Here is a 23949-nt window from a genome sequence, read left to right on the forward strand (position 1 = left end):
CCGGCGATAGGGTCCTAACTGGCGGAACCGGTTTCCGCCATCCCGCCACCCCCGGCCGTCACCACCTGCACCGACAACCGCGGCGTAGCCAAATCCAGCCCCGCCTCATCCAGCTGCCGCTTCAACGCCAGGTTGAACGCCCGCGACACCTCCCACTGCTTGATCGGCGCAGTCTTGAACCGCGCCCGCAAGATCGCCGACCCCGACTCGAAGCTCTCCACCCCCTGCAGCTCCAGCGGCGACCAGATGTTGCGGCGCATCAGCGGGTCGTTGCGCAGCTTCTGCCCCACTTCGCGAATCAGCGTGATCGCCTGGTCGATGTTCATGCTGTGCGGGATCGCCACGCGGAAGATCGCGTAACCGAACTCGCGGGAGTAGTTCTTGATGCTCTTGATCTCGCTGAACGGGATGGTATGCACGATGCCGTCGATGTCACGCAGGCGCACGGTACGGATGGTCAGCCCCTCCACCGTGCCCAGGTGCCCACCCACATCGACGTAGTCGTCGATGGCCAGCGAGTCCTCGATGATGATGAACAGCCCGGTGATCAGGTCGGCCACCAGTGACTGCGCACCAAAGCCGATGGCCAGGCCGATTACACCGGCACCCGCCAGCAGCGGGGTGACGTTCATGCCCATGTTGGCCAGGGCGACGATCACCGCGATGATGAAGATGACCACGAACATCACGTTGCGGATCAACGGCATCATGGTTTGCGCGCGGGCGTTGGCCAGGCCTCGGCGCGAGCGCACCAGGGCGTGGTGCACGGCGGTGTCGGCAAGGATCCACACCAGCCAGGCGACGATCAGCGTGCCGGCCAGGCCCAGCAGGCGCACGCTTATGTCGTGGCCGTCGCCCTCGGCGAAGCTGATCATCGACAGGCCCCACACGCGCAGCCCCAACTCGATGAACACCAGCCAGATGAACAGGTGCACCAGCAGGTAACCGAAGTTGCGCAGGCGCTCGGCGTACACCGCCTGGCGCTTGTTGGCGCGCTTGGGGTTGGCTGCGTGGCGGCGCACCAGGCCGTTTAGCACCATGCACACCACCACCAGCACCGTGCACATCAGCGACTGGCGCAGGGCGGTGCTGGTGTCGCCGGCCGAGATAAAGGTAGCGAACAGCGAAATCGCCACCAGGATCAGTGCCGGCACGAACCAGAAGCTGCCGAGGATCTCGATGGTGTCGCTGAGGGTGCGTCGGGTCAGGCGCCGTGACAGTGGCTGGTTGCGAATCAGGTGGGCGATCGGGCGGCGGAAGCGCAGGATGAACAGCCCGGTGCACAGCGCCGCAATCACGTTGGCCAGGGTGGCCAGTGCGTGGGCCAGGTGGGTGCCGAGGGCGACCATCAGGCGCGGGTCGCTCATCGCTTCGCCAAACGCGGCGAAGCTGCCGATCAGCCACAGCGGGCGAAACGCCTGGTGGCGCAGGATGTGCAGGGCGCGGTGGCGGTGGGGGCCGTCGAGCAGCGAGAAGGCGATCACGCAGATGGCCGAGAAGCAGGTGCCGACCACCAGTGCGTAGGCCAGCACCATGGCCAGCGACTTGCCCAGCGACGGCGGCAGCACGAAGCTCAGGTACACGGTGAACAACAGCGCAACCAGCCACGGGCCCAGCTTGCGCAGGGCAAAGCGCACCAGGTCCCAGGTGCGCGGGTGCTGTGGCAGTTCCTCGCTCAGGCCAAAACGCAGGCGTACCCGATGCCCGACCCAGTTGAAGGCGTAGGCCAGCACGCTCCAGACGGCAATGACGGCGGCAAAGCCGAACAGGATGGCCGGCCACTGGTGCACCGGCACCATCAACTCGGTCAGTTCGGCCTGGGCCTGTTCGATTTCCGCGGCCCAGCGATGGAACGGGCTGGCATCGCCGCTGAACTGCTTTTCGAAGTCATGCAGGGCGCCGCCGATCAGGCCGAGCACGCCCTGTTCGACGGTGGGTTGCGATTGCCTGGTGGCGTCGCGCAGCTTTTTCAGGTCGGCCAGCAACTTGGCCCGCTGCTGGTCGTTTTCCAGGTTCTTGATCACCTCGTCCAGCGACTTGCCCAGCGGTTCGCTGGCCTCAGGTTGCGCGGGCGCGCTGCCACCCAGCAGGCCTGGCAGGCCCGCAGCCTGTAACGGGGTGACAAACAGGAACAGCAGCAGGAACAGGCAACGCAGGAGGGCAGGCACTGGCAAAACTACCTCAGGTCAAACGATTGGCCGAGTGTAGAGGTTTATGACGGCAGTTTCTCGAGGATCTTCCAGCAGGTGAGGCCGAAGATGCCCAAGGTACCGATCCACATCATCAGTACGCCGATGTTGCGCTCGCGCAGGCTGAAACCGATGGTCAGCAGCATCAGGAACAGAAACACCGGCACGAACAGGGACAGGAACGGGGACATGGACAGCAATCCTTTTGCAGTGGGGCCATGTAACAAGCATAGCGGGTAGCGGGCGAAGCGGGATTGACCTTGAGCAGGCCCGGCCTCTTCGCGGGCATGCCCGCTCCCACAGGTACTGCACAGACCTTGAATGCTGTGATGATCCTGTGGGAGCGGGCGAGCCCGCGAAGAGGCCAAGCCTGTTTGCATCAAGGCATCAAGGCAACTCGCGGCAACGGTAGAAGGCGCTCAGCACCTTCACCAGGTGCGCCAGGTCATGGCTACCGCACAGCTCGCGAATCGAATGCATGGCAAAGGTCGGCAAGCCGATATCCACCGTACGCACGCCCAGGTGGCTGGCTGCAATCGGCCCGATGGTCGAGCCACAGCCCATGTCGCTGCGTACCACGAAGCTCTGCACCGGCACTTCCTCGGCCATGCACAGGTGGCGGAAGAACCCGGCGGTCTCGCTGTTGGTAGCGTAGCGCTGGTTGTTGTTCACCTTGATTACCGGCCCGGCGTTGAGCTTGGGCCCGTGGTTGCCGTCGTGCTTGTCGGCGTAGTTGGGGTGCACGCCGTGTGCGTTGTCGGCCGACACCATCAGCGAGCGCTGGATGGTGCGCACGTAGGCGTCGCCATCCGGCAGCAGGCGCTGCAGGGTCTGCTCCAGCATCGGCCCGTCGGCGCCACAGGCCGAGCAGCTGCCGACTTCTTCATGGTCGTTGCACACCAGTACGCAGGTTTCGTCGCTGTCGGCGGCCAGCAGGGCCTGCAGGCCGGCGTAGCACGACAACAGGTTGTCCAGGCGCGCACCGGCGATGAAGTCGCCGTTCAGGCCGACCAGTGCGGCGTCCTGGGTGTCGTAGAAGCTCAGCTCGTAATCCAGCACCACATCGGCGATCAGTTCGTGCTCGCGGGCCAGTTGCTCGGTGAGCAGGGCGCGGAAGTCGATGCGCTCGTCACCCGCCACCTGGGCCAGGATCGGCGGCAGCTCGTTCTGCGGGTTGATCGCCCAGCCTTCGTTGGCGGTGCGGTTGAGATGGATTGCCAGGTTGGGGATGACCGCGATCGGCAGCTTGAAGTCGATCAGCTGGCTTTCGACCTTGCCGTCACGGCGGTAGGTGACCCGGCCGGCCAGCGACAGGTCGCGGTCGAACCATGGCGCCAGCAGGGCGCCGCCATACACTTCGACGCCCAGTTGCAGGAAGCCCTGGCGCTGCAGCTCGGGCTGCGGCTTGACCCGCAGGCACGGGCTGTCGGTGTGGGCGCCGACCATGCGGATACCGTTCAGCAACGGTGCCTGCTTGCCCAGCTTGATGGCGATGATCGACGAGTCGTTGCGGGTGACGTAGTAGCGGCCGCCAGGCACTGTGGCCCAGCTGTCGCGCTCGTCCAGGCGCTGGTAGCCGGCAGCTTCCAGGCGCTGGGCCAGGCTGGCGGTGGCGTGGAAGGGCGTGGGGGAGGCCTTGAGGAAATCGATAAGGCCAGAATTCAGTACGTCGCGCATAGCTCACTCCAGACAGCAGTGGCGCGAGTTTAGCGTATTAGGTCGACAAATTGTGTCTGCCTCTTCGCGGCTAAAGCCGCTCCCACAGGTACTGCACAACCGTCGAAAGCGGTGCGGTCCCTGTGGGAGCGGCTTTAGCCGCGAAGAGGCCAGTACAAGCTGTACACAATCAGAAAGGCGCAGGGCACTCGAACTTCAACCGCTCCCCGGACACCGGGTGGGTAAAGCTCAGCATCGAGGCATGCAGGCACAGCCGCTCGTGGGCAGCCAGTGCCTCGGGGTTGGCATACAGCCGGTCGCCCAGCAACGGGTGCCCGATCGACAGCATGTGCACGCGCAACTGGTGCGAACGCCCGGTAATCGGTGTCAGCTCTACCCGGCAGTAATCACCGCAGCGCTCGACGATGCGCCAGAAGGTCAGCGCATGCTTGCCCTGTTCGTGGTCCACCACATGCCGTGGCTTGGTCGGCGGGTCGTAGCGCAGCGGCAGGTCGATGCTGCCGCTGTCCAGCGCCGGCTGGCCCCAGCACAGCGCGGTGTAGGCCTTTTCGGTTTCGCGGTCGTGGAACTGGCGCGACAGCTCACGGTGGCTGTCGGCATCCCGGGCCAGCAGGATGATGCCGGAAGTTTCCCAGTCCAGGCGGTGCACGATCAACGCGTCGGGGTAGCCGTTTTCCTGCAGGCGAGTGATCAGGCAGTCCTTGTTGTCCTCGGCGCGGCCGGGTACCGACAGCAGCAGGGTCGGTTTGTTGATCACCAGGATGGCGGCGTCTTCGTGCAGGATCTGGATGTTGGACAGCGGCATTGCTTGGTCTCGGTTATATCGGGGAAAACACTGGGGCCGCCTTGCGGCCCATCGCGACACAAGGCCGCTCCTACAGGGTTATGCATTTCCCCTGTAGGAGCGGCCTTGTGTCGCGATGGGCTGCAAAGCAGCCCCAATGATTAAAGCCTGGTCGCCGGATCAGCGATCCGGCAAGGTGATGTTCAGCTCCAGAATCGAGCAGCTACCCTGGTTTTCCAGCTCGATATGCACATCATCGTTGCCGATGTTCACATATTTGCGGATCACTTCCAGCAGTTCTTTCTGCAGCGCTGGCAGGTAGTCCGGTTCGCTGCGTTGGCCGCGCTCGTGCGCCACGATGATCTGTAGACGCTCTTTCGCTACCGACGCGCTGGTAGTTTTCTGTCTGCCACGAAAGAAGTCAAAAAGGTTCATGGTTTACTTGCCTCCAAACAGGCGCGCGAAGAATCCTTGCTTCGGCACTTCGATGAACCGCAGGGGCTTTTCTTTGCCCAGCAGACGGTCGACGGTATCGCTATAGGCCTGGCCGGCATCGCTCTGGTCGTCGAGGATGACCGGGATACCCTGGTTGGAAGCCTTGAGCACTGCCTGGCTCTCGGGGATCACACCCTTGAGCTTGATCGCCAGGATCTCTTCGACGTCGGCGATGCTCAGCATTTCGCCCTTTTCCACGCGCTCCGGGTGGTAGCGGGTGATCAGCAGGTGTTCCTTGATCGGCTCTTCGCCGTTCTCGGAGCGGCGCGACTTGCTCGACAGGATGCCCAGCATGCGGTCGGAGTCACGTACCGAGGACACCTCGGGGTTGGTGACCACGACGGCTTCGTCGGCAAAGTACATGGCCAGGTGTGCGCCTTTCTCGATACCGGCCGGCGAGTCGCAGATGACGAAGTCGAAGTCTTTCTTCAGCTCCATCAGGACCTTTTCCACGCCTTCCTGGGTCAGCGCGTCCTTGTCACGGGTCTGGCTGGCGGCCAGCACGTACAGGTTCTCGAGGCGCTTGTCCTTGATCAGGGCCTGTTGCAGGTTGGCTTCGCCGTTGACCACGTTGACGAAGTCGTACACCACGCGGCGTTCGCAGCCCATGATCAGGTCGAGGTTACGCAGGCCCACGTCGAAGTCGACGATGACGGTCTTGTGGCCACGCAGTGCGAGGCCGGTACCAATGGCGGCGCTGGTGGTGGTCTTGCCCACACCCCCCTTGCCGGAAGTAACCACGATAATCTTGGCCAAGGTGTTTCACCCCTAAAATAATCGGGACACAAGTCCCTGCAAAAATACAAATAAACGGCAACGGTAAGAAAAGTTGCACTAAAAATGCTGGCAAGTATCCGTTAAAGACGGGTGATGTTCAACACGTCGCCAGACAGGCTGACTTGCACGCCAGTGCCCCACAGCGGGTCGCGGCGCAGGTCTTCGCATACCTTGTACTGGCCGGCGATGGAGACCATTTCGGCGGTCATCTGCTGGCAGAAGATACGTGCCTTGGTATTGCCTTTGATGCCGGCCAGGGCGCGGCCGCGCATGGCGCCGTACACATGGATGTTGCCATCGGCCAGAAGTTCCGCCCCCGGGCTGACCGAACCGGTCACCACCAGGTCGCCGCCCTGGGCGTAGATCTGCTGGCCGCCACGTACTGGCGAAGTGATGATGCGGGTCGGGCGCACCTCGGGTTCGAGGATTGGCGGCGGGACAGGGGCCGGCTCGGGCTTCTTCACCTCGGGTTCGGGCTCCAGCGGCCGTTCGCGGGCGCCGGATGGCGGCAGCACCGGCAGGTCGATGGCGATGGCGGCGGCGATGTCCTCGATGCGGTTGGCGCGGATGGCCAGGGTACGCAGGCCGTGGTGGCGGCAGATCCGCATCAAGCCGGGCAGGTCGATTGCCCCCTCGTCGGCCGGCAGCTTGTCCAGCGCCAGCACCAGCGGCGTGTTGCTGAAGAAGTTCGGTGCCTGGGCGACTTTGGCCGCCAGTTGGCGGTCGAGGGCTTCAAGGTCATTGCGCGCCAGTTCCAGCACTGTAATGGCGAGCATGCTGCCCTTGAGCTGGAACACGGAGGCGGTGTCGGGTGTGTGGTTTGGGCTCATGGTCTGCATAGACGGCTTGTTGCGAAAAAAGTGCCCTGACTTATAACGATAAGACCGGTTGCCCGCAACATGCGCTGATCCGTTGTAGAATGCGCGGCCTTTGTCTTTCCGGAAGCTTCAATGGAACGCCCGCGTTTTCGTCCCTATTTCCTTCACCCACGTTTCTGGGGCCTGTGGCTGGGCCTGGGCCTGCTGTGGCTGGTGGTCCAGTTGCCGTACCGGGTCCTGTTGAAAGTCGGTGCCGCGCTGGGAGCGGTGATGTACCGCTTTGCCGGGGAGCGGCGGCGCATTGCCGCGCGCAACCTGGAGCTGTGCTTCCCGGAGCTGTCGGTCGACGAACGGCAGCGCCTGCTCAAGGCCAACTTCGCCTCCACCGGTATCGCCTTCTTCGAAATGGCCATGAGCTGGTGGTGGCCCAAGGCCCGGCTGGCGCGTCTGGCCCATGTCGAGGGGCTGGAGCACCTGCAGGCCGCCCAGCAGGCGGGGCAGGGGGCCATCCTGATGGCGGTGCACTTCACCACCCTGGAAATCGGCGCCGCGCTACTGGGCCAGCAGCACACCATCGACGGCATGTACCGCGAGCACGGCAACCCGCTGTTCGACTTCATCCAGCGCAGCGGCCGCGAGCGGCATAACCTCGACTCGCTGGCGGTGGAGCGCGAGGACGTGCGCGGCATGCTCAAGCTGCTGCGTTCGGGCCGGGCGATCTGGTACGCACCCGACCAGGACTACGGCGCCAAGCAGAGCCTGTTCGTGCCACTGTTCGGCATCCCGGCGGCGACGGTGACCGCCACCACCAAGTTTGCCCGGTTGGGCAAGGCACAGGTGATTCCGTTCACCCAGAAGCGCCTGGAGGATGGCAGCGGCTATCGCCTGGTGATCCACCCGCCGCTGGCGGATTTCCCCGGGGAGAGCGAAGAGGCTGACTGCCTGCGCATCAACCAGTGGGTGGAAAGCGTGTTGCGCGAATGCCCCGAGCAGTACCTGTGGGCGCACCGCCGGTTCAAGTCGCGGCCCGAAGGGGAGCCGCGGCTGTATGACAAGAAGAAGCGCTGAGCCTTGCTTTGCCTGTGCCGGCCTATTCGCGGGCGCGCCCGCTCCCACAGGTTCCCCACAGGGCTGGGCATTGTGCGGTCCTGTTTGCCTGTGCCGGCCTATTCGCGGGCGCGCCCGCTCTCACAGGTTCCCCGCAGGGCCGGGCATTGTGCGGTCCTGTGGGAGCGGGCAAGCCCGCGAATAGGCCGGGCCTGAAAGCACACCAACCCCAGGAAGGACTCCTATGGCCCCACCCCCGGTAACCGGTCTTATCCTTTCTGGCGGCGGCGCCCGCGCTGCCTACCAGGTCGGCGTGCTGGCCGGCATCGCCGAGCTGCTGCCGGCTGGCGCGCACAACCCGTTCCCGGTCATCGTCGGCACCTCCGCCGGCGCCATCAACGCCGTCACCCTGGCCAGCGGCGCCACCCATTTCAACGATGCCGTACAACGGCTCACTGCCTTCTGGCAGAACTTCCGCAGCCACCTGGTCATCCGCAGCGACTGGCCCGGTGTGGTCCGCCAGGCCAGCCGCTTCGTCGCCCACAACCTGCTGGGCGTGGGTGGCCCGGCGCCAGTGGCACTACTGGACAGCAGCCCATTGCGCGGCTTGCTGCAGGCGCACCTGAACCTGGACGGTATCGCCCACTCCCTGGCCGCCGAGCAACTGCGCGCCGTCGCGGTGACCGCGTTTGGCTACGAGTCCGGCCAGGCGGTGACCTTCTACCAGGGCCGCGGCACCATCGAAGCCTGGTTGCGCCACCGCCGCATCGGCATGCCCACGCCGTTGACCATCGACCACCTGCTGGCCAGCGCGGCCATCCCGCTACTGTTCGCCCCGGTGCGGTTGGGCGATGAATATTTCGGTGATGGCGCGGTACGCCAGTCGGCACCGATCAGCCCGGCCCTGCACCTGGGCGCCAGCCGGGTACTGGTAGTCGGGGTCAGCGGCAACCCGCAGCGGCCGGCGCCACCATTGCCGACCCAGCGGGTGTTCAGCGGCCAGCAGCCGAGCCTGGCGCAGATCGGCGGGCACATGCTCAACAGCACGTTCATTGACAGCCTGGAAGACGACATCGAGCTGCTGCAGCGCCTCAACCACCTGAGCCACCTGTTGCCGGCGCACCTGGACGCCCGGCGCCTGGGCCTGGCGCCAATCGACGTGCTGGTGGTGGCGCCCAGCCAGCCGCTGGACGAAATTGCCGCGCGGCATCGGCGCGAGTTGCCGGCGGCCTTGCGCATGTTCCTGCGCGGGCCGGGGGCGACACGCACCAGCGGGGCGGGGGTGTTGAGCTATTTGCTGTTCGAGGCCAGTTACTGCTGCGAGCTGATAGAGCTGGGGCGAAAGGATGCCTTGGCCAAGAAGCGGGAGCTTTGCCAGTTCCTGGGGATTTGAGGTTGCCTGTCATGGCCCTATCGCCGGCAAGCCAGCTCCCACAGGACCACCGAAGGCCCGGGCATTGTGAGGACCTGTGGGAGCTGGCTTGCCGGCGATAGGGCCGGATCGGCTTACTCGGCTATCTGCAACTTGCGCGCCTGGGTATACACATACCGCACCTTCTCGTACTCGAACGGCGAGTTGAGCTGGCCATAGCGGAATTTGGTGCTGTAGCGCTTGTCCACCACGCGCAGCACGGAGATTTCCGGGTGGTCGCTGCTGGCTTCGGCCACGTTCAGGTAGTTGATCGCCTGTTCGCCTGCATAGTCCACCACCAGCCCGGTGGTATCGCGCAGGTTCGACGGCCCCAGCACCGGCAGCATCAGGTACGGCCCGTCCGGTACGCCATAGAAGCCCAAGGTCTGGCCAAAGTCTTCACTTTGCCGCGGCAGGCCCATCTTGGTCGCCGGGTCCCACAGCCCACCCACGCCGATGATGGTGTTGAACATCAGCCGCGCGGTGATCTCCGCCGAGCGCTTGGCCTTCAACTGCAACACGCTGTTGAACAGGTTCGGCACGTCGCCCAGGTTGTTGAAGAAGTTGGTCACCCCGGTGCGCACGAAGCGTGGGGTGACGTACTGGTAGCCGCTTACCATCGGCAGCAGCACCCATTGGTCCAGGCGGTAGTTGAAGTGATAGACGCGCCGGTTGATCGACTCCAGTGGGTCGTACACGTTCAGCGCTTGCAGGGTGGAGCGTTCGAACTCGCGCTGGTCCAGCCCCGGGTTGAATTTCAGCTCGCGCAACGGGTCGACGAAACCATCGGCCTCGGGGGCCAGTGGTGCTTCTGTGACTTGCGGGTCGGCCTCGATCACGCTGGCCCGGGGGGCGGTTTCGGCTGCCAGGGCCTGGCCGGCGGCGAACAGGGCAGTGGCGAAGAGGAGTTTGTTAACCACGGAAGAACTCCAGCATGGCGTCACTGTTGACGCGGTAATTGAGGTTGCCGCAATGGCCGCCATGGGGGTAAAGGGTCAGGCGCTCACCGAACACCTTGCGCAGGAAGCCGATGTCGCCAGGGCCGAGGATGACGTCGTCGGCGTTGTGCATCACGGCAATCTTGTCGCTGCTGCTCAGGTAGTCTTCCAGCGCATACAGGCTGACCTGGTTGACCAGTTGCAGGATGCTGTTGCCGTCGGTGCGGGCGCGCCACATGGGGATGACCTGCTCGGTCATGTAGCAGTCGAAGTCGCACTGCAGGGCACGCTTGAAGAACGGCGTGAGGCTGCTGCCCTCGGTGATCGGGAATTTCGGCGGAATGATCAGGCCGCGGCGGTTGATCAGGTCGGAGGTGAAGGCAATATCGGCCGCCGAGAAGCGGAACGAGGTGCCGATCAGCATGGCCATCTGCTCGTTGGACAGGTGCTGGCGCGACTGCTGGAAGTCGTACAGCAGGGCTTCATTGAGGTCGATGTAGCCCTTTTCCTGGAAGTAGCGGGTCAGCTTGGCCAGCATCAGCTCGTAGAAGGTGGTGCTGCGGTCGATGCCCTTGACCTGGGTCTGCACCAGCTTGTCCAGGTTGTTGATCGAGGTGTACAGGTTGACCGGCGGATTCAGCAGCAGCACGCGCTTGAAGTTGAAGCTGCGGCGGGTTTCGTCCAGGTGGCTGACAAAGGCAGCGTCGAGTGCGCCCAGGCTGTAGCCGGTGAGGTAGAACTCGCTGATCGGCAGGCGCGGGTGCTGGGCGCGCACGGCCTGCATCACCCGGTACATGTCTTCGGCATCATCCTGGCTGACGCCTGGGGTGGCGAAGCGCGAGGCGGCGCTCATGAAGTCGTAGCTGGTGGGCGAGGACAGCTGCACCACGTGGAAGCCGGCCTGGTAGAACAGCTTTTTCAGGTATTCGTTGATGCTGCTGGTGTAGGGCGCACCGGTGCCGGCGATGATGAAGATCAGCGGCGCCTCGTGGTCCTGGCGGGCCAGGCGGTACTTGAGCTTTTTCACTGCCCAGAAGTTGTCGGGCAGGGTGAACTCACGGTCCGGGCGCAGGTTGAGGCTGTAGTCGGACTGGCTGATTTCGTCGTCACCGGGCAGGGTGGGGCGCTGGTCCGGCGGCGTGGTGGCGATGGTTGCCTCGAACGGGTTGGTCAAGGGGTAGCCATAGCTTGCGGCGTCGATATCCCGCGCCGAAGCGGCCACAGCCATGAGCAGGCCGCCGAGCAAGGCAGCGAGGCGCAAAGATCGAAGCATGTAATCCCCCAAAAGAACGCAAGGTCGAGCAGTGTGCAGGCTAGGACCACAACGGGGCGGGCAAAGTTGCCAGGCGCGGTGGTCTTTGGTGTGCTTGTTATCTGCAACATAGCTGCAGGGATGTGATTTTGCCTTACAACTGGGCATAAGCGATCATGGATGCTTTCGATTTCCGCTATTGGAGAACTGGATGTCTCGTTCGCTGCCGGCTGCGCTGCTTGTGCTGTTTCTGGGGCTTTGGCTTGCTGCCAGTTATGGCGTGCGCTACGGGCTGATGGAGGACGGGCAGTGGGTGGGGCTGTGCACGGCGCCGGCGGCGTACTGGCAGTGTGAGGTGCGGTCGTTGCTGGGGCTGGGCATTCATCATCAGGTGATGGCCTGGGGCGGGCTGGGGCTGGCGCTGCTGGCGCAGTTGGTTGCCGGGCGTGGCGGCTGGTGGCTGGCAGTGGTGGCGTTGGTGTTCGCGGTGCCGGCACTGGTGCTGTATACCGCCAGCATTGCCGTGTTCGCGCTGGTGCTGGCGGGGTTGCGGCTGGTCAGGTCGCCGGAGTAAGGCTGAAAGGGGCCGCTTTGCGGCCCATCGCAGGCAAGCCAGCTCCCACAGGGACCGCGCCGATTTCATAGGCAGAATAACTCCTGTGGGAGCTGGCTTGCCTGCGATGGAGCGCGAAGCGGTCCCAAGGATATCAGGCCGGGCGCAGGCGCAAGCTCCGCCACAAGGCTGCGGTCATCAGCACACTGACCACTGCCCACCCCCAGGCCTGTTGGTTCTCCAACCCTTCCACAAACAACTGCGGCGCCACGCCGGCACCGACGATGAACGCCAGCAACGCCACCTCCGCCCGCCGCGCCGGCACCGGCCACAGGGCAAACACCAGCGCCGGCAATGCCAACGCTGCGCTGGGGAAGCTGCGATAGCGTGGGTCGAACACCATCGCCAGCATGCTCACCGCCGCGGCAAAACCCGCTGCCAGCAACAGCCAGCCGGCCCGCGCCTGCAGCCAGGCGTACAGGCGCTCGCGCCAGCCCGTGCGCCGCGCCAGGGCCAGCACGGCATGGGCCAGCACCAGCAGGTTCAGCCCCGCCAGCAGCACCGCCCACAGCCACTCCCCGGCAAAGCGCGCATGGGTGCGCATCAACTCGCCCCAAAGCCCCAGGCAGCCTGCCCCAAACGCCGCCAGCAACGGCAGCAGCATGGCCGCCGCCGGGGTGGTGGGGCGCCCGGCAAGCATCAGCATCAGCACCATCAGCAGGGCACTGGCCAGCAACCACTGCGGCCAGTAAGGCAGGTTGCTCACCGGCCCTTCGAGTACGCCCTTGTCCTGCCGGTCGGCATCGTATAGCCCCCAGTAACCGCCGACCGCCCCCTCATTGGCGCGCTTCCATGGCTGGTCGAACGCCTCGATCAGGTTGTAGTGCCAGCCGTTGCTTTCGGCCATGGCCACGAACCCGCGAATGAAACGCGCCTCGTTGACCCGGCTGGGCTCCGCGGTTTCGCGCTGGCGGCCTTCGCTGGGCCAGCCGGTTTCGCCGATCAGGACGTCCTTCGGCGCGAAGCGTGTGCCGAACACCCGGCGTACATCGGCGACATGGGCCAGGGCTTCGTCGATGCCACGCGGGTCGTCTTCCCAGTAAGGCAGCAGGTGGATAGTCAGGAAGTCCACCGCAGGCGCCACCTGCGGGTGCTGCAACCAGAACTCCCACACATCGGCGTAGGTCACCGGCACCTTGACCTGGCTTTTCACCCGGGCGATCAGCGTGGCCAGGTGCGCACCGGTCACTTCCTTGCGCAGCAGCGTCTCGTTGCCGACGATCACCGCGCTGACCACGTCGGGGTTGGCATTGGCGGCGGCGATCAGCAGCTCGATTTCTTTCTCGGTGTCGGCCGGGTGGGCGTTGACCCAGGCACCCAGCATCACCTTCAGGCCATGCTTGCGTGCCAGCGCCGGGATTGCCTCAAGACCGGTCTGGGAATAGGTACGGATGCACTGAAAACGCTCGGCCAGCAACGCCAGGTCGGCATCCATGCGCGCCGGGCGCAGACGCAACGGCTGGTCGTAGGGCGACTGGTCCTTGTCGAACGGGGTGTACGAGGCGCATTGCAGCTTGTGCGTCGGGCTGGCCGCGTCGGGCAGTTGCACCGGCTTGCCAAGCCCGTACCAGAGCCCTCCGAGCCCGAGCAGGGCAAGCAGGCAGGCAAGCAGGTACAACGGCAGCAGCAGGCGGGTAGAACTGGGCATCGGGCGGTCCATCGTCAGGCGCAAAAGGGTAGATAGTAGCCCGGCGCCAAACTTTTGGCATGCAAGGATCGCGCAGGGCGGCATAGGCCGATGGCGCTAATGGCATAGTGCTGTCGCATATGGGGCTGATATAGGTCGTAGCTGGAGCAGGTCGACTATTGTTGCAGGACGATGATGCAAATTCCGAGACCTGACGAGGGGATGCTTTGATGGCTGCTATTACAAGAATGCGACGTTTCCTGGGTGTGGGCACCGCCATGGTACTGGCCATGAGTGCGGCACAGGCAATGGCCAAAGAAGTCAGCATTGGTTACGTGGATGGTTGGGCTGACAGCGTGGCGACCACCAACGTGGCCGCCGAAGTGATCAAGCAGAAGCTCGGCTACGACGTGAAGTTGCAGGCCGTGGCCACCGGGATCATGTGGCAGGGCGTGGCAACCGGCAAGCTCGATGCCATGTTGTCGGCCTGGTTGCCGGTGACCCATGGCGAGTACTGGGCCAAGAACAAGGACAACGTGGTCGACTACGGCCCGAACTTCAAGGACGCCAAGATCGGCCTGATCGTCCCTGAGTACGTCAAGGCGGTGAGCATCGCCGACCTCAAGACCGACGACACCTTCAAGCAGAAGATCGTCGGCATCGACGCCGGCTCCGGCGTAATGCTCAAGACCGACCAGGCCATCAAGGACTACGACCTGACCGGTTACAAGCTGCAGGCCAGCTCTGGCGCGGCGATGACTGCGGAACTGGGCCGTGCCTATGCCAAGCAGCAGTCGATTGCGGTGACCGGCTGGGTACCGCACTGGATGTTCGCGAAGTGGAAACTGAAGTTCCTCGAAGACCCGAAAGGCGTGTATGGCGCCGCGGAAACCGTGAACAGCATCGGCAGCAAGGAACTGGCCACCAAGGCCCCGGAAGTGGCGGAGTTCCTGAAGAAGTTCAACTGGCAGTCGAAGGACGAGATTGGCGAAGTGATGCTGGCTATCCAAGAGGGCGCCAAGCCTGAAGCGGCGGCCAAGGACTGGGTGGCCAAGCACCCTGAGCGTGTGAAGGAGTGGACTGGCAAATAACAACCTGTCAGGGCCAGTTTTGCTGTTTCGCGGGCACGCCCGCTCCCACAGGATTTTCGCTGCCCTTTAAGCTGGTGCAGTTCCTGTGGGAGCGGGCGTGCCCGCGAATAGGCCATCACTTTGTTACGCAATCGGTAAAACACCGTTGCATCTAAGACTAAGGTCGTCTGGTTGGCGTCCGATAGCCGCATAAAGTAAGGGTCGTGGGTTCCACCCCTATCTGTGCTGCTAGGACAAAAACAATGAACGACAGCATTTACCTCTCGATACAAAACAGCCCCCGCTTCAAGGAGCTGGTCACCAAACGCGAACGGTTCGCCTGGATTCTCTCGGCGATCATGCTCGGCCTGTACTGCGCCTTCATCCTCCTGATCGCCTACGGTCCTCAGATCCTGGGCACCAAGCTCAGCCCTGAGTCGTCGATTACCTGGGGTATTCCCCTGGGCGTCGGCCTGATCGTCTCGGCATTCGTCCTGACCGCCATCTACGTACGCCGCGCCAACGGCGAATTCGATGAGTTGAACAAGGCCATCCTGAAGGAGGCGCAACAATGATTCGCCACGCCAAAGCCCTGGCCGTACTGGCCTGCGGAGCCTTCGCACCCGCCGTGTGGGCCGCCGATGCCCTGACCGGCGAGGTGCAGAAGCAACCGCTGAACGTCTCCGCGATCGCCATGTTCGTGGCCTTCGTCGCCTTCACCCTCGGCATCACCTACTGGGCCTCCAAGCGCAACAAGTCGGCGTCGGACTACTATGCCGCCGGTGGCAAGATCACCGGCTTCCAGAACGGCCTGGCGATTGCCGGTGACTACATGTCGGCCGCCTCGTTCCTGGGTATTTCCGCACTCGTGTTCACCTCTGGCTACGACGGCCTGATCTACTCGATCGGCTTCCTGGTCGGCTGGCCGATCATCCTCTTCCTGATCGCCGAACGCCTGCGCAACCTGGGCAAGTACACCTTCGCTGACGTGGCCTCGTACCGCCTCGGGCAGAAGGAGATCCGCACCCTGTCGGCCTCCGGTTCGCTGGTGGTGGTGGCGTTCTACCTGATCGCGCAGATGGTCGGTGCCGGCAAGCTGATCGAGCTGCTGTTCGGCCTGGACTACCACGTGGCGGTGATTCTGGTGGGTATCCTGATGTGCCTGTACGTTCTGTTCGGCGGCATGCTGGCCACCACCTGGGTACAGATCATCAAGGCCGTGCTGCTGCTGTCCGGTGCCAGCTTCATGGCGCTGATGGTAATGAAGCACGTGGGCTTCGACTTCAACACCCTGTTCTCCGAGGCAATCAAGGTGCACGCCAAGGGCGAGGCGATCATGAGCCCGGGCGGCCTGGTCAAGGACCCGATCTCGGCGTTCTCGCTGGGCTTGGCGCTGATGTTCGGTACCGCCGGCCTGCCGCACATCCTGATGCGCTTCTTCACCGTCAGTGACGCCAAGGAAGCGCGCAAGAGCGTGCTGTACGCCACCGGCTTCATCGGCTACTTCTACATCCTCACCTTCATCATCGGCTTTGGCGCCATCCTGCTGGTCAGCACCAACCCGGACTTCAAGGACGCCGCTGGCGCCCTGCTGGGTGGCAACAACATGGCAGCGGTGCACCTGGCCAATGCCGTGGGTGGCAGCGTGTTCCTCGGCTTCATCTCGGCTGTTGCCTTCGCCACCATCCTGGCAGTGGTTGCCGGCCTGACCCTGGCCGGTGCCTCGGCGGTGTCCCACGACCTGTACGCCAGTGTATGGCGCAAGGGCAAGGCCAACGACAAGGACGAGATCCGCGTGTCGAAGATCACCACCGTCGCCCTGGGCGTACTGGCGATCGGCCTGGGCATCCTGTTCGAGAAGCAGAACATCGCCTTCATGGTCGGCCTGGCGTTCTCCATCGCGGCCAGCTGCAACTTCCCGGTACTGCTGCTCTCGATGTACTGGAAGAAGCTGACCACCCGCGGCGCCATGATCGGCGGCTGGCTGGGCCTGGTGAGTGCGGTGACGCTGATGATTCTCGGCCCGACCATCTGGGTGCAGATCCTCGGCCACGAGAAGCCGATCTACCCGTACGAGTACCCGGCGCTGTTCTCGATGCTGATCGCCTTCGTCGGTATCTGGTTCTTCTCGGTCACCGACAAGTCCAAGGCTGCCGAAGACGAACGTGCGCTGTTCTTCCCGCAGTTCGTGCGTTCGCAGACTGGCCTGGGCGCTTCGGGTGCTGTTTCGCACTGATCCTTCCGGCAATGAAAAAACCGCGCTTCGGCGCGGTTTTTTTGTGTTTCGTCGCTAGATCATGCCTAGTAGCAACAAAACCAGCAGAACTACCAGCACCACGCCGATGATGCCGGACGGGCCATAGCCCCAGCTGCGCGAGTGCGGGAAGACCGGTAAGCCACCAATCAGCAGAAGGATCAGGATGATGATGAGAATCGTGGTCATGACGGAGTCCTTGCGTGGTTGAGGGTCAAGGGCCTCGGACTGCTGGCCTCTTGTAAGTAAGGACTGGTGGTAAGTGTTAAAGATTCCATTTGTGTGCTGCCTGTACCGGCCCCTTCGCGGGCAAGCCCGCGAAGGGGCCAGTGCAGGCTATCCACACAGTCATGCCCCTCCATTCACTACCCTGATAAACCCTGCTGCTACCCGGCCCCTTGTTTAGACTCCTTTCACCAGTCAGCCGAACAAGGCCAGCCACCATGCAAAACCGCATCATGATCACCGGCGCCGGATCCGGCCTCGGTCGCGAGATCGCCCTGCGCTGGGCGCGTGAGGGCTGGCGCCTGGCGCTGGCCGATGTCAACGAAGCCGGCCTGCGCGAAACCCTGGAGCTGGCCCGCGCAGCTGGCGGCGAAGGCTTTGTCCAGCGTTGCGATGTGCGCGACTACAGCCAGCTCACCGCCCTGGCCCAGGCTTGCACCGAACAGTTCGGTGGCATCGACGTGATCGTCAACAATGCCGGCGTTGCTTCGGGCGGGTTCTTCGCCGAACTGTCGCTGGAGGACTGGGACTGGCAGATCGCGGTCAACCTGATGGGCGTGGTCAAGGGCTGCAAGGCCTTCCTGCCGCTGCTGGAGCGCAGCAAGGGGCGGATCATCAACATCGCCTCGATGGCCGCGCTGATGCAGGGCCCGGGCATGAGCAACTACAACGTGGCCAAGGCCGGCGTGCTGGCCCTGTCGGAAAGCCTGCTGGTCGAGCTACGCCAACTGGAGGTGGCGGTGCACGTGGTGTGCCCGTCGTTCTTCCAGACCAACCTGCTGGACTCGTTCCGCGGGCCGAACCCGGCGATGAAAGCCCAGGTTGGCAAGCTGCTGGAAGGCTCGCCGATCAATGCGGCGGACATCGCCGAGTACATCCACCGGCAGGTTGCCGCTGGCGAGTTCCTGATCCTGCCCCATGAGGCCGGGCGCCAGGCCTGGCAACTGAAGCGCCAGGCCCCTGAGCGGCTGTACGACGAGATGGCTGAGATGGCGGTGAAAATGCGGGCCAAGGCTCAGTCGCGATGATTCGTCTGTAAGGAAAATTACCTGGAAATGTAGGGCGCTTCTGAAACACGGCAGAACTATTGAGTAGCCCTATGCCGTCAAGGCAGGCTCCGGTTTTCCCTTTCGCTGGAGGATCGGAGCATGCTGGTAATAGGGCGCGAAGTGGGAGAGATCATCGTGATTGGTGATGACATTCGGATCATGGTCGTGGAAACGCGGGACGGGGTGGTGCGCTTTGGCGTGGATGCACCACGGCAGGTGCCGGTGCATCGGGCCGAGGTGTACAAGCGCATCAAGGAAGGGCAGAAAGATAAAGCCCGTGGAATCTGATGTTGCCTGTGCCGGCCTCTTCGCGGGCTCGCCCGCTCCCACAGGTACTGCACCGCTCTCAAGACTTGTGAAATTCCTGTGGGAGCGGGCGAGCCCGCGAAGAGGCCATACCTGCTAGTCGAGCAGCTCGCGGGGCACATCATGCTTGGCCAGCAACTGGCACTGCTGGCTTTCCAGGTCGAACAGGATGAACGCCTGGCCCTTGGCCAATGCCTGGCGCACCCGCAGCACGCGGGTTTCCAGCGGGGTGTCGTCGCCGTTGTCGGTACCGTCACGGGTGACGAAGTCCTCGATCAGGCGGGTCAGGGTTTCGGCTTGCAGTTGGTCGTAGGGGATCAGCATGGTGGGCGTTGCCTAGGGTGTTGGTGGGGGCATGCTACGCGAAACATTCGGGATTTTGGGGCCGCGTTGCGGCCCAATCGCCGGCAAGCCGGCTCCCACAGAATCACCACAGGCCCAAGCTTTATGCAGTCCCTGTGGGAGCTGGCTTGCCGGCGATTGGGCTGCAACGCAGCCCCCAGGGCCTCAAGCCTTGTTCCCGACAAGGCTATCCACCGCCGGCACCCGCGTATCGCTCTCCATCTGCGCATCATGTTCCAGCTGATGGCTGAAGCGCTCCAACGACGCATTGGCCGGCTGCGAATCACTGGCAAACACCGGCGGGCTCAGCAGGTACGCCGACAACAAGCGGCTCAACGCCGCCAGGCTGTCGATGTGTGTTCGCTCGTAGCCATGGGTGGCATCGCAACCAAAGGCCACCAGCGCGGTACGAATATCGTGCCCCGCCGTCACTGCCGAATGGGCATCGCTGAAGTAATAGCGGAACAGATCGCGCCGCACCGGCAGGTCGTGGTCGCCGGCCAGCTTCAGCAGGTGCCGGGACAGGTGGTAGTCGTAAGGCCCCGACGAGTCCTGCATGGCCACGCTCACCGCATGCTCGCTGGAGGCCTGCCCGGGCGCCACCGGGGCAATGTCGATGCCAACGAACTCGCTGACATCCCAGGGCAGGGCGCCAGCCGCTCCCGAGCCGGTCTCTTCGGTGATGGTGAACAGCGGGTGGCAGTCGATCAACGGCTGGCGGCCGCTTTCCACAACGGCTTTCAGTGCCGCCAGTAGTGCTGCCACACCGGCCTTGTCGTCCAGGTGGCGGGCGCTGATGTGGCCGCTTTCGGTGAATTCGGGCAGCGGGTCGAAGGCAACGAAATCACCGATGCTTATACCCAGCGCCTCGCAGTCGGCGCGGGTGGCGCAGTAGGCGTCCAGGCGTACCTCAACGTGCTCCCAGCTGATCGGCATCTGGTCGATGGCGGTGTTGAAGGCATGCCCGCTGGCCATCAGCGGCAGCACGCTGCCCCGGTATACGCCGGTATCGGTGAACACGCTGACCCGGCTGCCTTCGGCGAAGCGGCTGGACCAGCAACCGACCGGCGCCAGGGCCAGGCGGCCGTTGTCCTGCAACTGGCGCACGCTGGCGCCGATGGTGTCCAGGTGAGCGGACACGGCGCGGTCAGGTGAGGTCTGGCGGCCCTTGAGGGTGGCGCGGATGGTGCCGCGGCGGGTCAGTTCGAAGGGGATGCCCAGTTCGTCCAGGCGCTCGGCCACGTAGCGCACGATGGTGTCGGTGAAACCGGTGGGGCTGGGGATGGCGAGCATCTCCAGCAGCACGCGCTTGAGGTAGTCGAGATCGGGTTCGGGATGTCGGTCGGACATGGTTGGGGGCTCCTTTACTCCTGTGCCGGCCTCTTCGCGGGTAAACCCGCTCCCACAGGAAACCCACAGAGTTCAGCGCCTGTGGGGTACCTGTGGGAGCTGGCTTGCCGGCGATAGGGCCATCAGCAGTTACGCCAAAGGCCGGCTATGCGGAAACAGCAGGTCGATAAAACGCTCGGCGGTCGGTTGCGGTTCATGGTTGGCCAACCCGGCACGCTCGTTGGCCTCGATGATCACGTACTCCGGTTGCCCGGCATCACGCACCATGAAGTCCAGCCCCACCACCGGGATCTCCAGCGCCCGTGCAGCGCGCACGGCGGCGTCGGCCAGCACCGGGTGCAGGCGTTCGGTCACGTCTTCCAGGGTGCCGCCGGTGTGCAGGTTGGCGGTGCGTCGCACGGCCAGGCGCTGGCCGGCGGGCAACACGTCGTCGTAGCCAAAGCCCGCCGCGCGCAGGGTGCGCTCGGTTTCGTCGTCCAGCGGAATGCGGCTTTCGCCACCGGTTGCGGCCTGGCGCCGGCGGCTCTGGGCATCGATCAGCTGGCGGATGCTGTGCTTGCCATCGCCCAGCACATGCGCCGGGTGACGGATGGCTGCGGCGACCACTTCGTAGCCGATCACCACGATGCGCAGGTCATGCCCGGCGTGGAAGCTTTCCAGCAACACGCGGCTGTCGAACTGGCGGGCCTGCGCCACGGCGTGGGTGATGTCGTCGATGCAGGTGAGGTTCACCGCCACGCCCTGGCCTTGCTCGCCATCGACCGGCTTGACCACCACCGCGCCATGCTCGTCGAGAAACGCCAGGTTGTCGTCGGCGTTGCCGGCCAGTTGCTGCGCCGGCACCTGCAGCCCGGCATTGTGCAGGGCATGCTGGGTCAGGCGCTTGTCCTGGCACAGGGTCATGGTCACGGCGCTGGTCAGGTCGCTGAGCGACTCACGGCAGCGAATGCGGCGCCCACCCAGGCTGAGGGTGAACAGGCCGCCGGCAGCATCGTCCACTTGTACCTCGATGCCCCGGCGCAGTGCCTCGTCGACGATGATGCGTGCGTACGGGTTGAGGTCGGCTTGAGGCCCCGGCCCCAGAAACAGCTGCTCGTTGATGCCGTTTTTGCGCTTGACCGCGAAGGTCGGCAGGTTGCGAAAACCCAGCTTCTGATACAGGCGCTTGGCCTGGCGGTTGTCGTGCAGCACCGACAGGTCCAGGTAGGCCAGCCCACGGCTCATGAAGTGCTCGATCAGGTGGCGCACCAGCACTTCACCTACGCCGGGGCGGGTGCAGTGCGGGTCTACCGCCAGGCACCACAGGCTGCTGCCGTGCTCGGGGTCGTCGAACGCCTTGGCGTGGTTCAGGCCCATGACGCTGCCGATCACCGCGCCGCTGTCTTCGTCCTCGGCCAGCCAGTACACCGGGCCGCCCAGGTGCAGAGGGGTGAGCAGCTCGGCGTCGACCGGCAACATGCCGCGCGCCTGGTACAGGGTGTTGATCGCCTGCCAGTCGCCCGGGTTCTGCGCCCGGCGCACGCGGAAGCCGCGGAACACCCGCTGCGCCGGGCGGTAGTCGGTGAACCACAGGCGCAGGGTGTCGGACGGGTCGAGGAACAGTTGCTGCGGGGCCTGGGCCAGCAGCTGCTGCGGCGCGGCCACGTACAGGGCGATGTCGCGCTCGCCGGGGCGTTCTTCCAGCAGGTCGGCGGCCAGGTCGGCCGGGTTGGGGTAGGTGTGTCCGATCAGCAGCCGGCCCCAGCCGCAATGCACGGCGCGCGGCTGGTCGTGTGGCTGGCTGCCATCGCCGGCCAGGCGCGCCTGCAGGCGCTCGTAGGACGGCGCCTGGCCGCGCAGCAGGCGCTGACCGTAAGCGATTTCATGGGCTTTCATCGGTCAGATTCCTTGTTCGCTCAGCCACAGGTTCAGCGCCGCCAGTTGCCACAGCTTGGAGCCACGTAGCGGCGTCAGCTGGCCGTGCGGGTTGCTCAACAGGCGGTCGAGCATGGCCGGGTTGAACAGCCCACGATCCTGGCTGGGGTCGGTCAGCAATTCACGTACCCAGCCGAGGGTGGCGCCTTCCAGGTGCTTCAGGCCCGGCACCGGGAAGTAGCCCTTCTTGCGGTCGATCACCTCGTGCGGGATCACCCGCCGCGCCGCCTGCTTGAGCACCTGCTTGCCGCCGTCGGGCAGCTTGAAGCGTGCCGGAATGCGCGCCGACAGCTCCACCAGGCGGTAGTCGAGGAACGGCGTGCGCGCCTCCAGGCCCCAGGCCATGGTCATGTTGTCGACCCGTTTGACCGGGTCGTCGACCAGCATCACCGTGCTGTCCAGGCGCAGCGCCTTGTCTACCGCATCGGGGGCACCGGGGCGGGCGAAGTGTTCACGGACGAAGTCGCCGGCCGCGTCGGTTTCCAGAAGCCAGGGTGCCTGCACGGTGTCGCGGTACTCGGCGTGGCTGCGATCGAAGAAGGCCTCGCGGTAGGCGGTAAAGGCATCTTCGGCGCCGTCCACCTGCGGGTACCAGTGGTAGCCGGCGAACAGCTCGTCGGCCCCCTGGCCGCTTTGCACGCCCTTGCAGTGCCGGGCCACTTCCCGCGACAGCAGGTAAAAGGCGATGCAGTCGTGGCTGACCATCGGCTCGCTCATGGCGCGGAAGGCGGCCGGCAATTGCTCGATGATCTCGTGCTCGGCGATGCGTAGCTGGTGGTGGCGGGTGCCGTAGTGCTTGGCGATCAGGTCGGAATACTGGAACTCGTCGCCGCGTTCGCCGCCGGCATCCTCGAAACCGATGGAGAAGGTCGACAGGTCGTCCACGCCCACTTCGCGCAGTAGGCCGACCAGCAGGCTGGAGTCGACCCCGCCAGACAGCAGCACACCCACGTCCACCGCTGCCCGTTGGCGAATGGCCACGGCGTCGCGGGTGGCGTCGAGCACGCGGGTGGTCCAGCCTTCCAGATCCAGCTCACGTTCATCGGGGTTGGCGCCGTAGTGCAGCTGCCACCAGGTCTGGCGTTCCACTTCGCCATGGCGGTCGATGCGCATCCAGGTACCGGGTTCCAGCTTTTGCACGTTGGCCAGCAGGGTACGTGGCGCCGGCACCACGGCGTGGAAATTCAGGTAGTGGTTGAGTGCCACCGGGTCGAGCATCGGGTCGATGTCACCACCCTTGAGCAGCGCCGGCAGGGTCGAGGCGAAGCGCAGGCGCTCGCCGTTGCGCGACAGGTACAAGGGTTTGACGCCCAGGCGGTCGCGGGCGAGGAACAGGCGCTGGTTGTCGCGCTCCCAGATGGCCAGGGCGAACATGCCATTGAGCTTGGGCAGCAGGGCCGCGCCCCAGGCGTGGTAGCCCTTGAGCAGCACCTCGGTGTCGCCGTCGGACCAGAAGCTGTAGCCCAGGGCCTGCAGTTCCTGGCGCAGTTCGGGGAAGTTGTAGATGGCGCCGTTGAAGGCCAGCGACAGGCCCAGGGTGTTGTCGACCATCGGCTGGGCAGAGCCGTCGGACAGGTCCATGATTTTCAGGCGCCGGTGGCCGAGGGCGATCGGGCCTTGGCTATGGAAGCCCCAGGCATCCGGGCCGCGGGGCGCCAAGTGGTGGGTTATGCGCTCTACCGCAGCCAGGTCGGCTGGGCGAGAGGCTTGGTCGATGGGGGTGAAACGCAACTCTCCTGCTAATCCGCACATAGGTCCTTACCGGTTTTTCCGTTGGGGAGGGGGTGCCCCGGATTAGGGCACCTTAAGGA

Annotated in this window: 23 protein-coding genes; 8 read left to right on the forward strand and 15 right to left on the reverse strand. The window is 64.5% G+C overall.

What is annotated here, in order from left to right; all coding sequences use genetic code 11:
* Positions 1-14: 14 nt before the first annotated feature.
* The 7 genes from CAG22_RS16725 to minC form a co-directional block, all read right to left on the reverse strand.
* Positions 15-2168 (reverse strand): mechanosensitive ion channel family protein, encoded by a 2154-nt coding sequence (locus tag CAG22_RS16725; protein ID WP_085705823.1) that lies wholly within the window; start codon positions 2166-2168, stop codon positions 15-17.
* Between the two features lie 44 nt (positions 2169-2212).
* Complete coding sequence (locus CAG22_RS28525; RefSeq protein ID WP_170929313.1) at positions 2213-2380, reverse strand: hypothetical protein; 168 nt, start codon at positions 2378-2380, stop codon at positions 2213-2215.
* 196 nt (positions 2381-2576) lie between these two features.
* Positions 2577-3866, reverse strand: a complete 1290-nt coding sequence (locus CAG22_RS16730) for a M18 family aminopeptidase (RefSeq protein WP_025338066.1) — start codon at positions 3864-3866, stop codon at positions 2577-2579.
* 169 nt (positions 3867-4035) lie between these two features.
* Positions 4036-4671, reverse strand: a complete 636-nt coding sequence (locus CAG22_RS16735) for an RluA family pseudouridine synthase (RefSeq protein ID WP_011532730.1) — start codon at positions 4669-4671, stop codon at positions 4036-4038.
* A 159-nt stretch (positions 4672-4830) separates the two neighbouring features.
* The gene (gene minE / locus CAG22_RS16740) at positions 4831-5085 is read right to left on the reverse strand and encodes a cell division topological specificity factor MinE (protein ID WP_025338068.1); all 255 of its coding nucleotides are present in this window, start codon (positions 5083-5085) and stop codon (positions 4831-4833) included.
* Between the two features lie 3 nt (positions 5086-5088).
* Complete coding sequence (gene minD, locus CAG22_RS16745) at positions 5089-5901, reverse strand: septum site-determining protein MinD (protein ID WP_013971423.1); 813 nt, start codon at positions 5899-5901, stop codon at positions 5089-5091.
* A 101-nt stretch (positions 5902-6002) separates the two neighbouring features.
* Complete coding sequence (gene minC / locus CAG22_RS16750) at positions 6003-6761, reverse strand: septum site-determining protein MinC (RefSeq protein WP_025338069.1); 759 nt, start codon at positions 6759-6761, stop codon at positions 6003-6005.
* A 111-nt stretch (positions 6762-6872) separates the two neighbouring features.
* On the opposite strand from minC, the gene CAG22_RS16755 reads away from it, so the two are divergent.
* On the forward strand, positions 6873-7808 hold the full coding sequence (locus CAG22_RS16755) for a lipid A biosynthesis lauroyl acyltransferase (protein WP_024086430.1): 936 nt from the start codon (positions 6873-6875) through the stop codon (positions 7806-7808).
* A 223-nt stretch (positions 7809-8031) separates the two neighbouring features.
* The gene (locus CAG22_RS16760; protein WP_085705824.1) at positions 8032-9180 is read left to right on the forward strand and encodes a patatin-like phospholipase family protein; all 1149 of its coding nucleotides are present in this window, start codon (positions 8032-8034) and stop codon (positions 9178-9180) included.
* Between the two features lie 113 nt (positions 9181-9293).
* Here CAG22_RS16760 and CAG22_RS16765 read toward each other — a convergent pair whose 3' ends face one another.
* Positions 9294-10118 (reverse strand): VacJ family lipoprotein, encoded by an 825-nt coding sequence (locus tag CAG22_RS16765; protein WP_080958529.1) that lies wholly within the window; start codon positions 10116-10118, stop codon positions 9294-9296.
* On the reverse strand, positions 10111-11409 hold the full coding sequence (locus CAG22_RS16770; RefSeq protein WP_025338072.1) for a serine/threonine protein kinase: 1299 nt from the start codon (positions 11407-11409) through the stop codon (positions 10111-10113). The genes CAG22_RS16765 and CAG22_RS16770 overlap by 8 nt, the downstream gene beginning before the upstream one ends.
* Before the next feature lie 190 nt (positions 11410-11599).
* On the opposite strand from CAG22_RS16770, the gene CAG22_RS16775 reads away from it, so the two are divergent.
* A complete protein-coding gene (locus CAG22_RS16775) occupies positions 11600-11962 on the forward strand; it encodes a hypothetical protein (protein WP_085589963.1) in 363 nt (120 codons plus the stop codon).
* Positions 11963-12095: 133 nt separating this feature from the next.
* Here the strand turns inward: CAG22_RS16775 and CAG22_RS16780 are convergent, their stop codons facing one another.
* A complete protein-coding gene (locus CAG22_RS16780; protein WP_085705825.1) occupies positions 12096-13661 on the reverse strand; it encodes a beta (1-6) glucans synthase in 1566 nt (521 codons plus the stop codon).
* Positions 13662-13858: 197 nt separating this feature from the next.
* Between CAG22_RS16780 and CAG22_RS16785 the strand changes: the two genes are divergently transcribed.
* From CAG22_RS16785 to CAG22_RS16795, 3 genes are all read left to right on the forward strand, one after another.
* Positions 13859-14719 (forward strand): glycine betaine ABC transporter substrate-binding protein, encoded by an 861-nt coding sequence (locus tag CAG22_RS16785; protein ID WP_025338075.1) that lies wholly within the window; start codon positions 13859-13861, stop codon positions 14717-14719.
* 242 nt (positions 14720-14961) lie between these two features.
* A complete protein-coding gene (locus CAG22_RS16790) occupies positions 14962-15273 on the forward strand; it encodes a DUF485 domain-containing protein (protein ID WP_003260090.1) in 312 nt (103 codons plus the stop codon).
* A complete protein-coding gene (locus tag CAG22_RS16795) occupies positions 15270-16934 on the forward strand; it encodes a cation acetate symporter (protein WP_013971432.1) in 1665 nt (554 codons plus the stop codon). Before CAG22_RS16790 ends, CAG22_RS16795 begins: the two co-directional genes overlap by 4 nt.
* Before the next feature lie 54 nt (positions 16935-16988).
* Here CAG22_RS16795 and CAG22_RS16800 read toward each other — a convergent pair whose 3' ends face one another.
* Positions 16989-17141, reverse strand: a complete 153-nt coding sequence (locus tag CAG22_RS16800; protein ID WP_013971433.1) for a DUF3309 family protein — start codon at positions 17139-17141, stop codon at positions 16989-16991.
* A 254-nt stretch (positions 17142-17395) separates the two neighbouring features.
* Between CAG22_RS16800 and CAG22_RS16805 the strand changes: the two genes are divergently transcribed.
* Both CAG22_RS16805 and csrA read left to right on the forward strand, forming a co-directional pair.
* Positions 17396-18205, forward strand: a complete 810-nt coding sequence (locus CAG22_RS16805; protein ID WP_085692402.1) for an SDR family oxidoreductase — start codon at positions 17396-17398, stop codon at positions 18203-18205.
* A 120-nt stretch (positions 18206-18325) separates the two neighbouring features.
* Complete coding sequence (gene csrA, locus CAG22_RS16810) at positions 18326-18514, forward strand: carbon storage regulator CsrA (RefSeq protein ID WP_085589970.1); 189 nt, start codon at positions 18326-18328, stop codon at positions 18512-18514.
* A gap of 114 nt (positions 18515-18628) precedes the next feature.
* Here the strand turns inward: csrA and CAG22_RS16815 are convergent, their stop codons facing one another.
* The 4 genes from CAG22_RS16815 to CAG22_RS16830 form a co-directional block, all read right to left on the reverse strand.
* A complete protein-coding gene (locus tag CAG22_RS16815; RefSeq protein WP_003252629.1) occupies positions 18629-18856 on the reverse strand; it encodes a YheU family protein in 228 nt (75 codons plus the stop codon).
* A 183-nt stretch (positions 18857-19039) separates the two neighbouring features.
* Positions 19040-20224: an osmoprotectant NAGGN system M42 family peptidase gene (locus CAG22_RS16820; RefSeq protein ID WP_085705826.1), complete on the reverse strand. Its 1185-nt coding sequence runs from the start codon at positions 20222-20224 to the stop codon at positions 19040-19042.
* Between the two features lie 129 nt (positions 20225-20353).
* Positions 20354-22099 carry an N-acetylglutaminylglutamine synthetase gene (gene ngg, locus CAG22_RS16825; RefSeq protein WP_085705827.1) on the reverse strand — a complete coding sequence of 582 codons (1746 nt, stop codon included), beginning with the start codon at positions 22097-22099 and terminating at the stop codon, positions 20354-20356.
* A gap of 3 nt (positions 22100-22102) precedes the next feature.
* Positions 22103-23890: an N-acetylglutaminylglutamine amidotransferase gene (locus CAG22_RS16830; protein ID WP_085589976.1), complete on the reverse strand. Its 1788-nt coding sequence runs from the start codon at positions 23888-23890 to the stop codon at positions 22103-22105.
* Positions 23891-23949: the final 59 nt, after the last annotated feature.

It is taken from the genome of Pseudomonas sp. B8(2017) (assembly GCF_002113575.1).
GTDB classification, from domain to species: Bacteria; Pseudomonadota; Gammaproteobacteria; order Pseudomonadales; family Pseudomonadaceae; genus Aquipseudomonas; species Aquipseudomonas putida_Z.

What these genes read in the sequence shown, in the direction of transcription:
- CAG22_RS16790 (WP_003260090.1), top strand. Translation starts at nt 14,962, where the DNA reads ATGAACGACAGCATTTACCTCTCGATACAAAACAGCCCCCGCTTCAAG.
- ngg (WP_085705827.1), bottom strand. Translation starts at nt 22,099, where the DNA reads ATGAAAGCCCATGAAATCGCTTACGGTCAGCGCCTGCTGCGCGGCCAG.
- CAG22_RS16805 (WP_085692402.1), top strand. Translation starts at nt 17,396, where the DNA reads ATGCAAAACCGCATCATGATCACCGGCGCCGGATCCGGCCTCGGTCGC.
- minE (WP_025338068.1), bottom strand. Translation starts at nt 5,085, where the DNA reads ATGAACCTTTTTGACTTCTTTCGTGGCAGACAGAAAACTACCAGCGCG.
- CAG22_RS16770 (WP_025338072.1), bottom strand. Translation starts at nt 11,409, where the DNA reads ATGCTTCGATCTTTGCGCCTCGCTGCCTTGCTCGGCGGCCTGCTCATG.
- CAG22_RS16795 (WP_013971432.1), top strand. Translation starts at nt 15,270, where the DNA reads ATGATTCGCCACGCCAAAGCCCTGGCCGTACTGGCCTGCGGAGCCTTC.
- CAG22_RS16755 (WP_024086430.1), top strand. Translation starts at nt 6,873, where the DNA reads ATGGAACGCCCGCGTTTTCGTCCCTATTTCCTTCACCCACGTTTCTGG.
- CAG22_RS16730 (WP_025338066.1), bottom strand. Translation starts at nt 3,866, where the DNA reads ATGCGCGACGTACTGAATTCTGGCCTTATCGATTTCCTCAAGGCCTCC.
- CAG22_RS16800 (WP_013971433.1), bottom strand. Translation starts at nt 17,141, where the DNA reads ATGACCACGATTCTCATCATCATCCTGATCCTTCTGCTGATTGGTGGC.
- CAG22_RS16785 (WP_025338075.1), top strand. Translation starts at nt 13,859, where the DNA reads ATGGCTGCTATTACAAGAATGCGACGTTTCCTGGGTGTGGGCACCGCC.
- CAG22_RS28525 (WP_170929313.1), bottom strand. Translation starts at nt 2,380, where the DNA reads ATGTCCCCGTTCCTGTCCCTGTTCGTGCCGGTGTTTCTGTTCCTGATG.
- CAG22_RS16760 (WP_085705824.1), top strand. Translation starts at nt 8,032, where the DNA reads ATGGCCCCACCCCCGGTAACCGGTCTTATCCTTTCTGGCGGCGGCGCC.
- CAG22_RS16820 (WP_085705826.1), bottom strand. Translation starts at nt 20,224, where the DNA reads ATGTCCGACCGACATCCCGAACCCGATCTCGACTACCTCAAGCGCGTG.
- CAG22_RS16775 (WP_085589963.1), top strand. Translation starts at nt 11,600, where the DNA reads ATGTCTCGTTCGCTGCCGGCTGCGCTGCTTGTGCTGTTTCTGGGGCTT.
- CAG22_RS16735 (WP_011532730.1), bottom strand. Translation starts at nt 4,671, where the DNA reads ATGCCGCTGTCCAACATCCAGATCCTGCACGAAGACGCCGCCATCCTG.
- csrA (WP_085589970.1), top strand. Translation starts at nt 18,326, where the DNA reads ATGCTGGTAATAGGGCGCGAAGTGGGAGAGATCATCGTGATTGGTGAT.
- CAG22_RS16830 (WP_085589976.1), bottom strand. Translation starts at nt 23,890, where the DNA reads ATGTGCGGATTAGCAGGAGAGTTGCGTTTCACCCCCATCGACCAAGCC.
- minC (WP_025338069.1), bottom strand. Translation starts at nt 6,761, where the DNA reads ATGCAGACCATGAGCCCAAACCACACACCCGACACCGCCTCCGTGTTC.
- CAG22_RS16815 (WP_003252629.1), bottom strand. Translation starts at nt 18,856, where the DNA reads ATGCTGATCCCCTACGACCAACTGCAAGCCGAAACCCTGACCCGCCTG.
- CAG22_RS16780 (WP_085705825.1), bottom strand. Translation starts at nt 13,661, where the DNA reads ATGGACCGCCCGATGCCCAGTTCTACCCGCCTGCTGCTGCCGTTGTAC.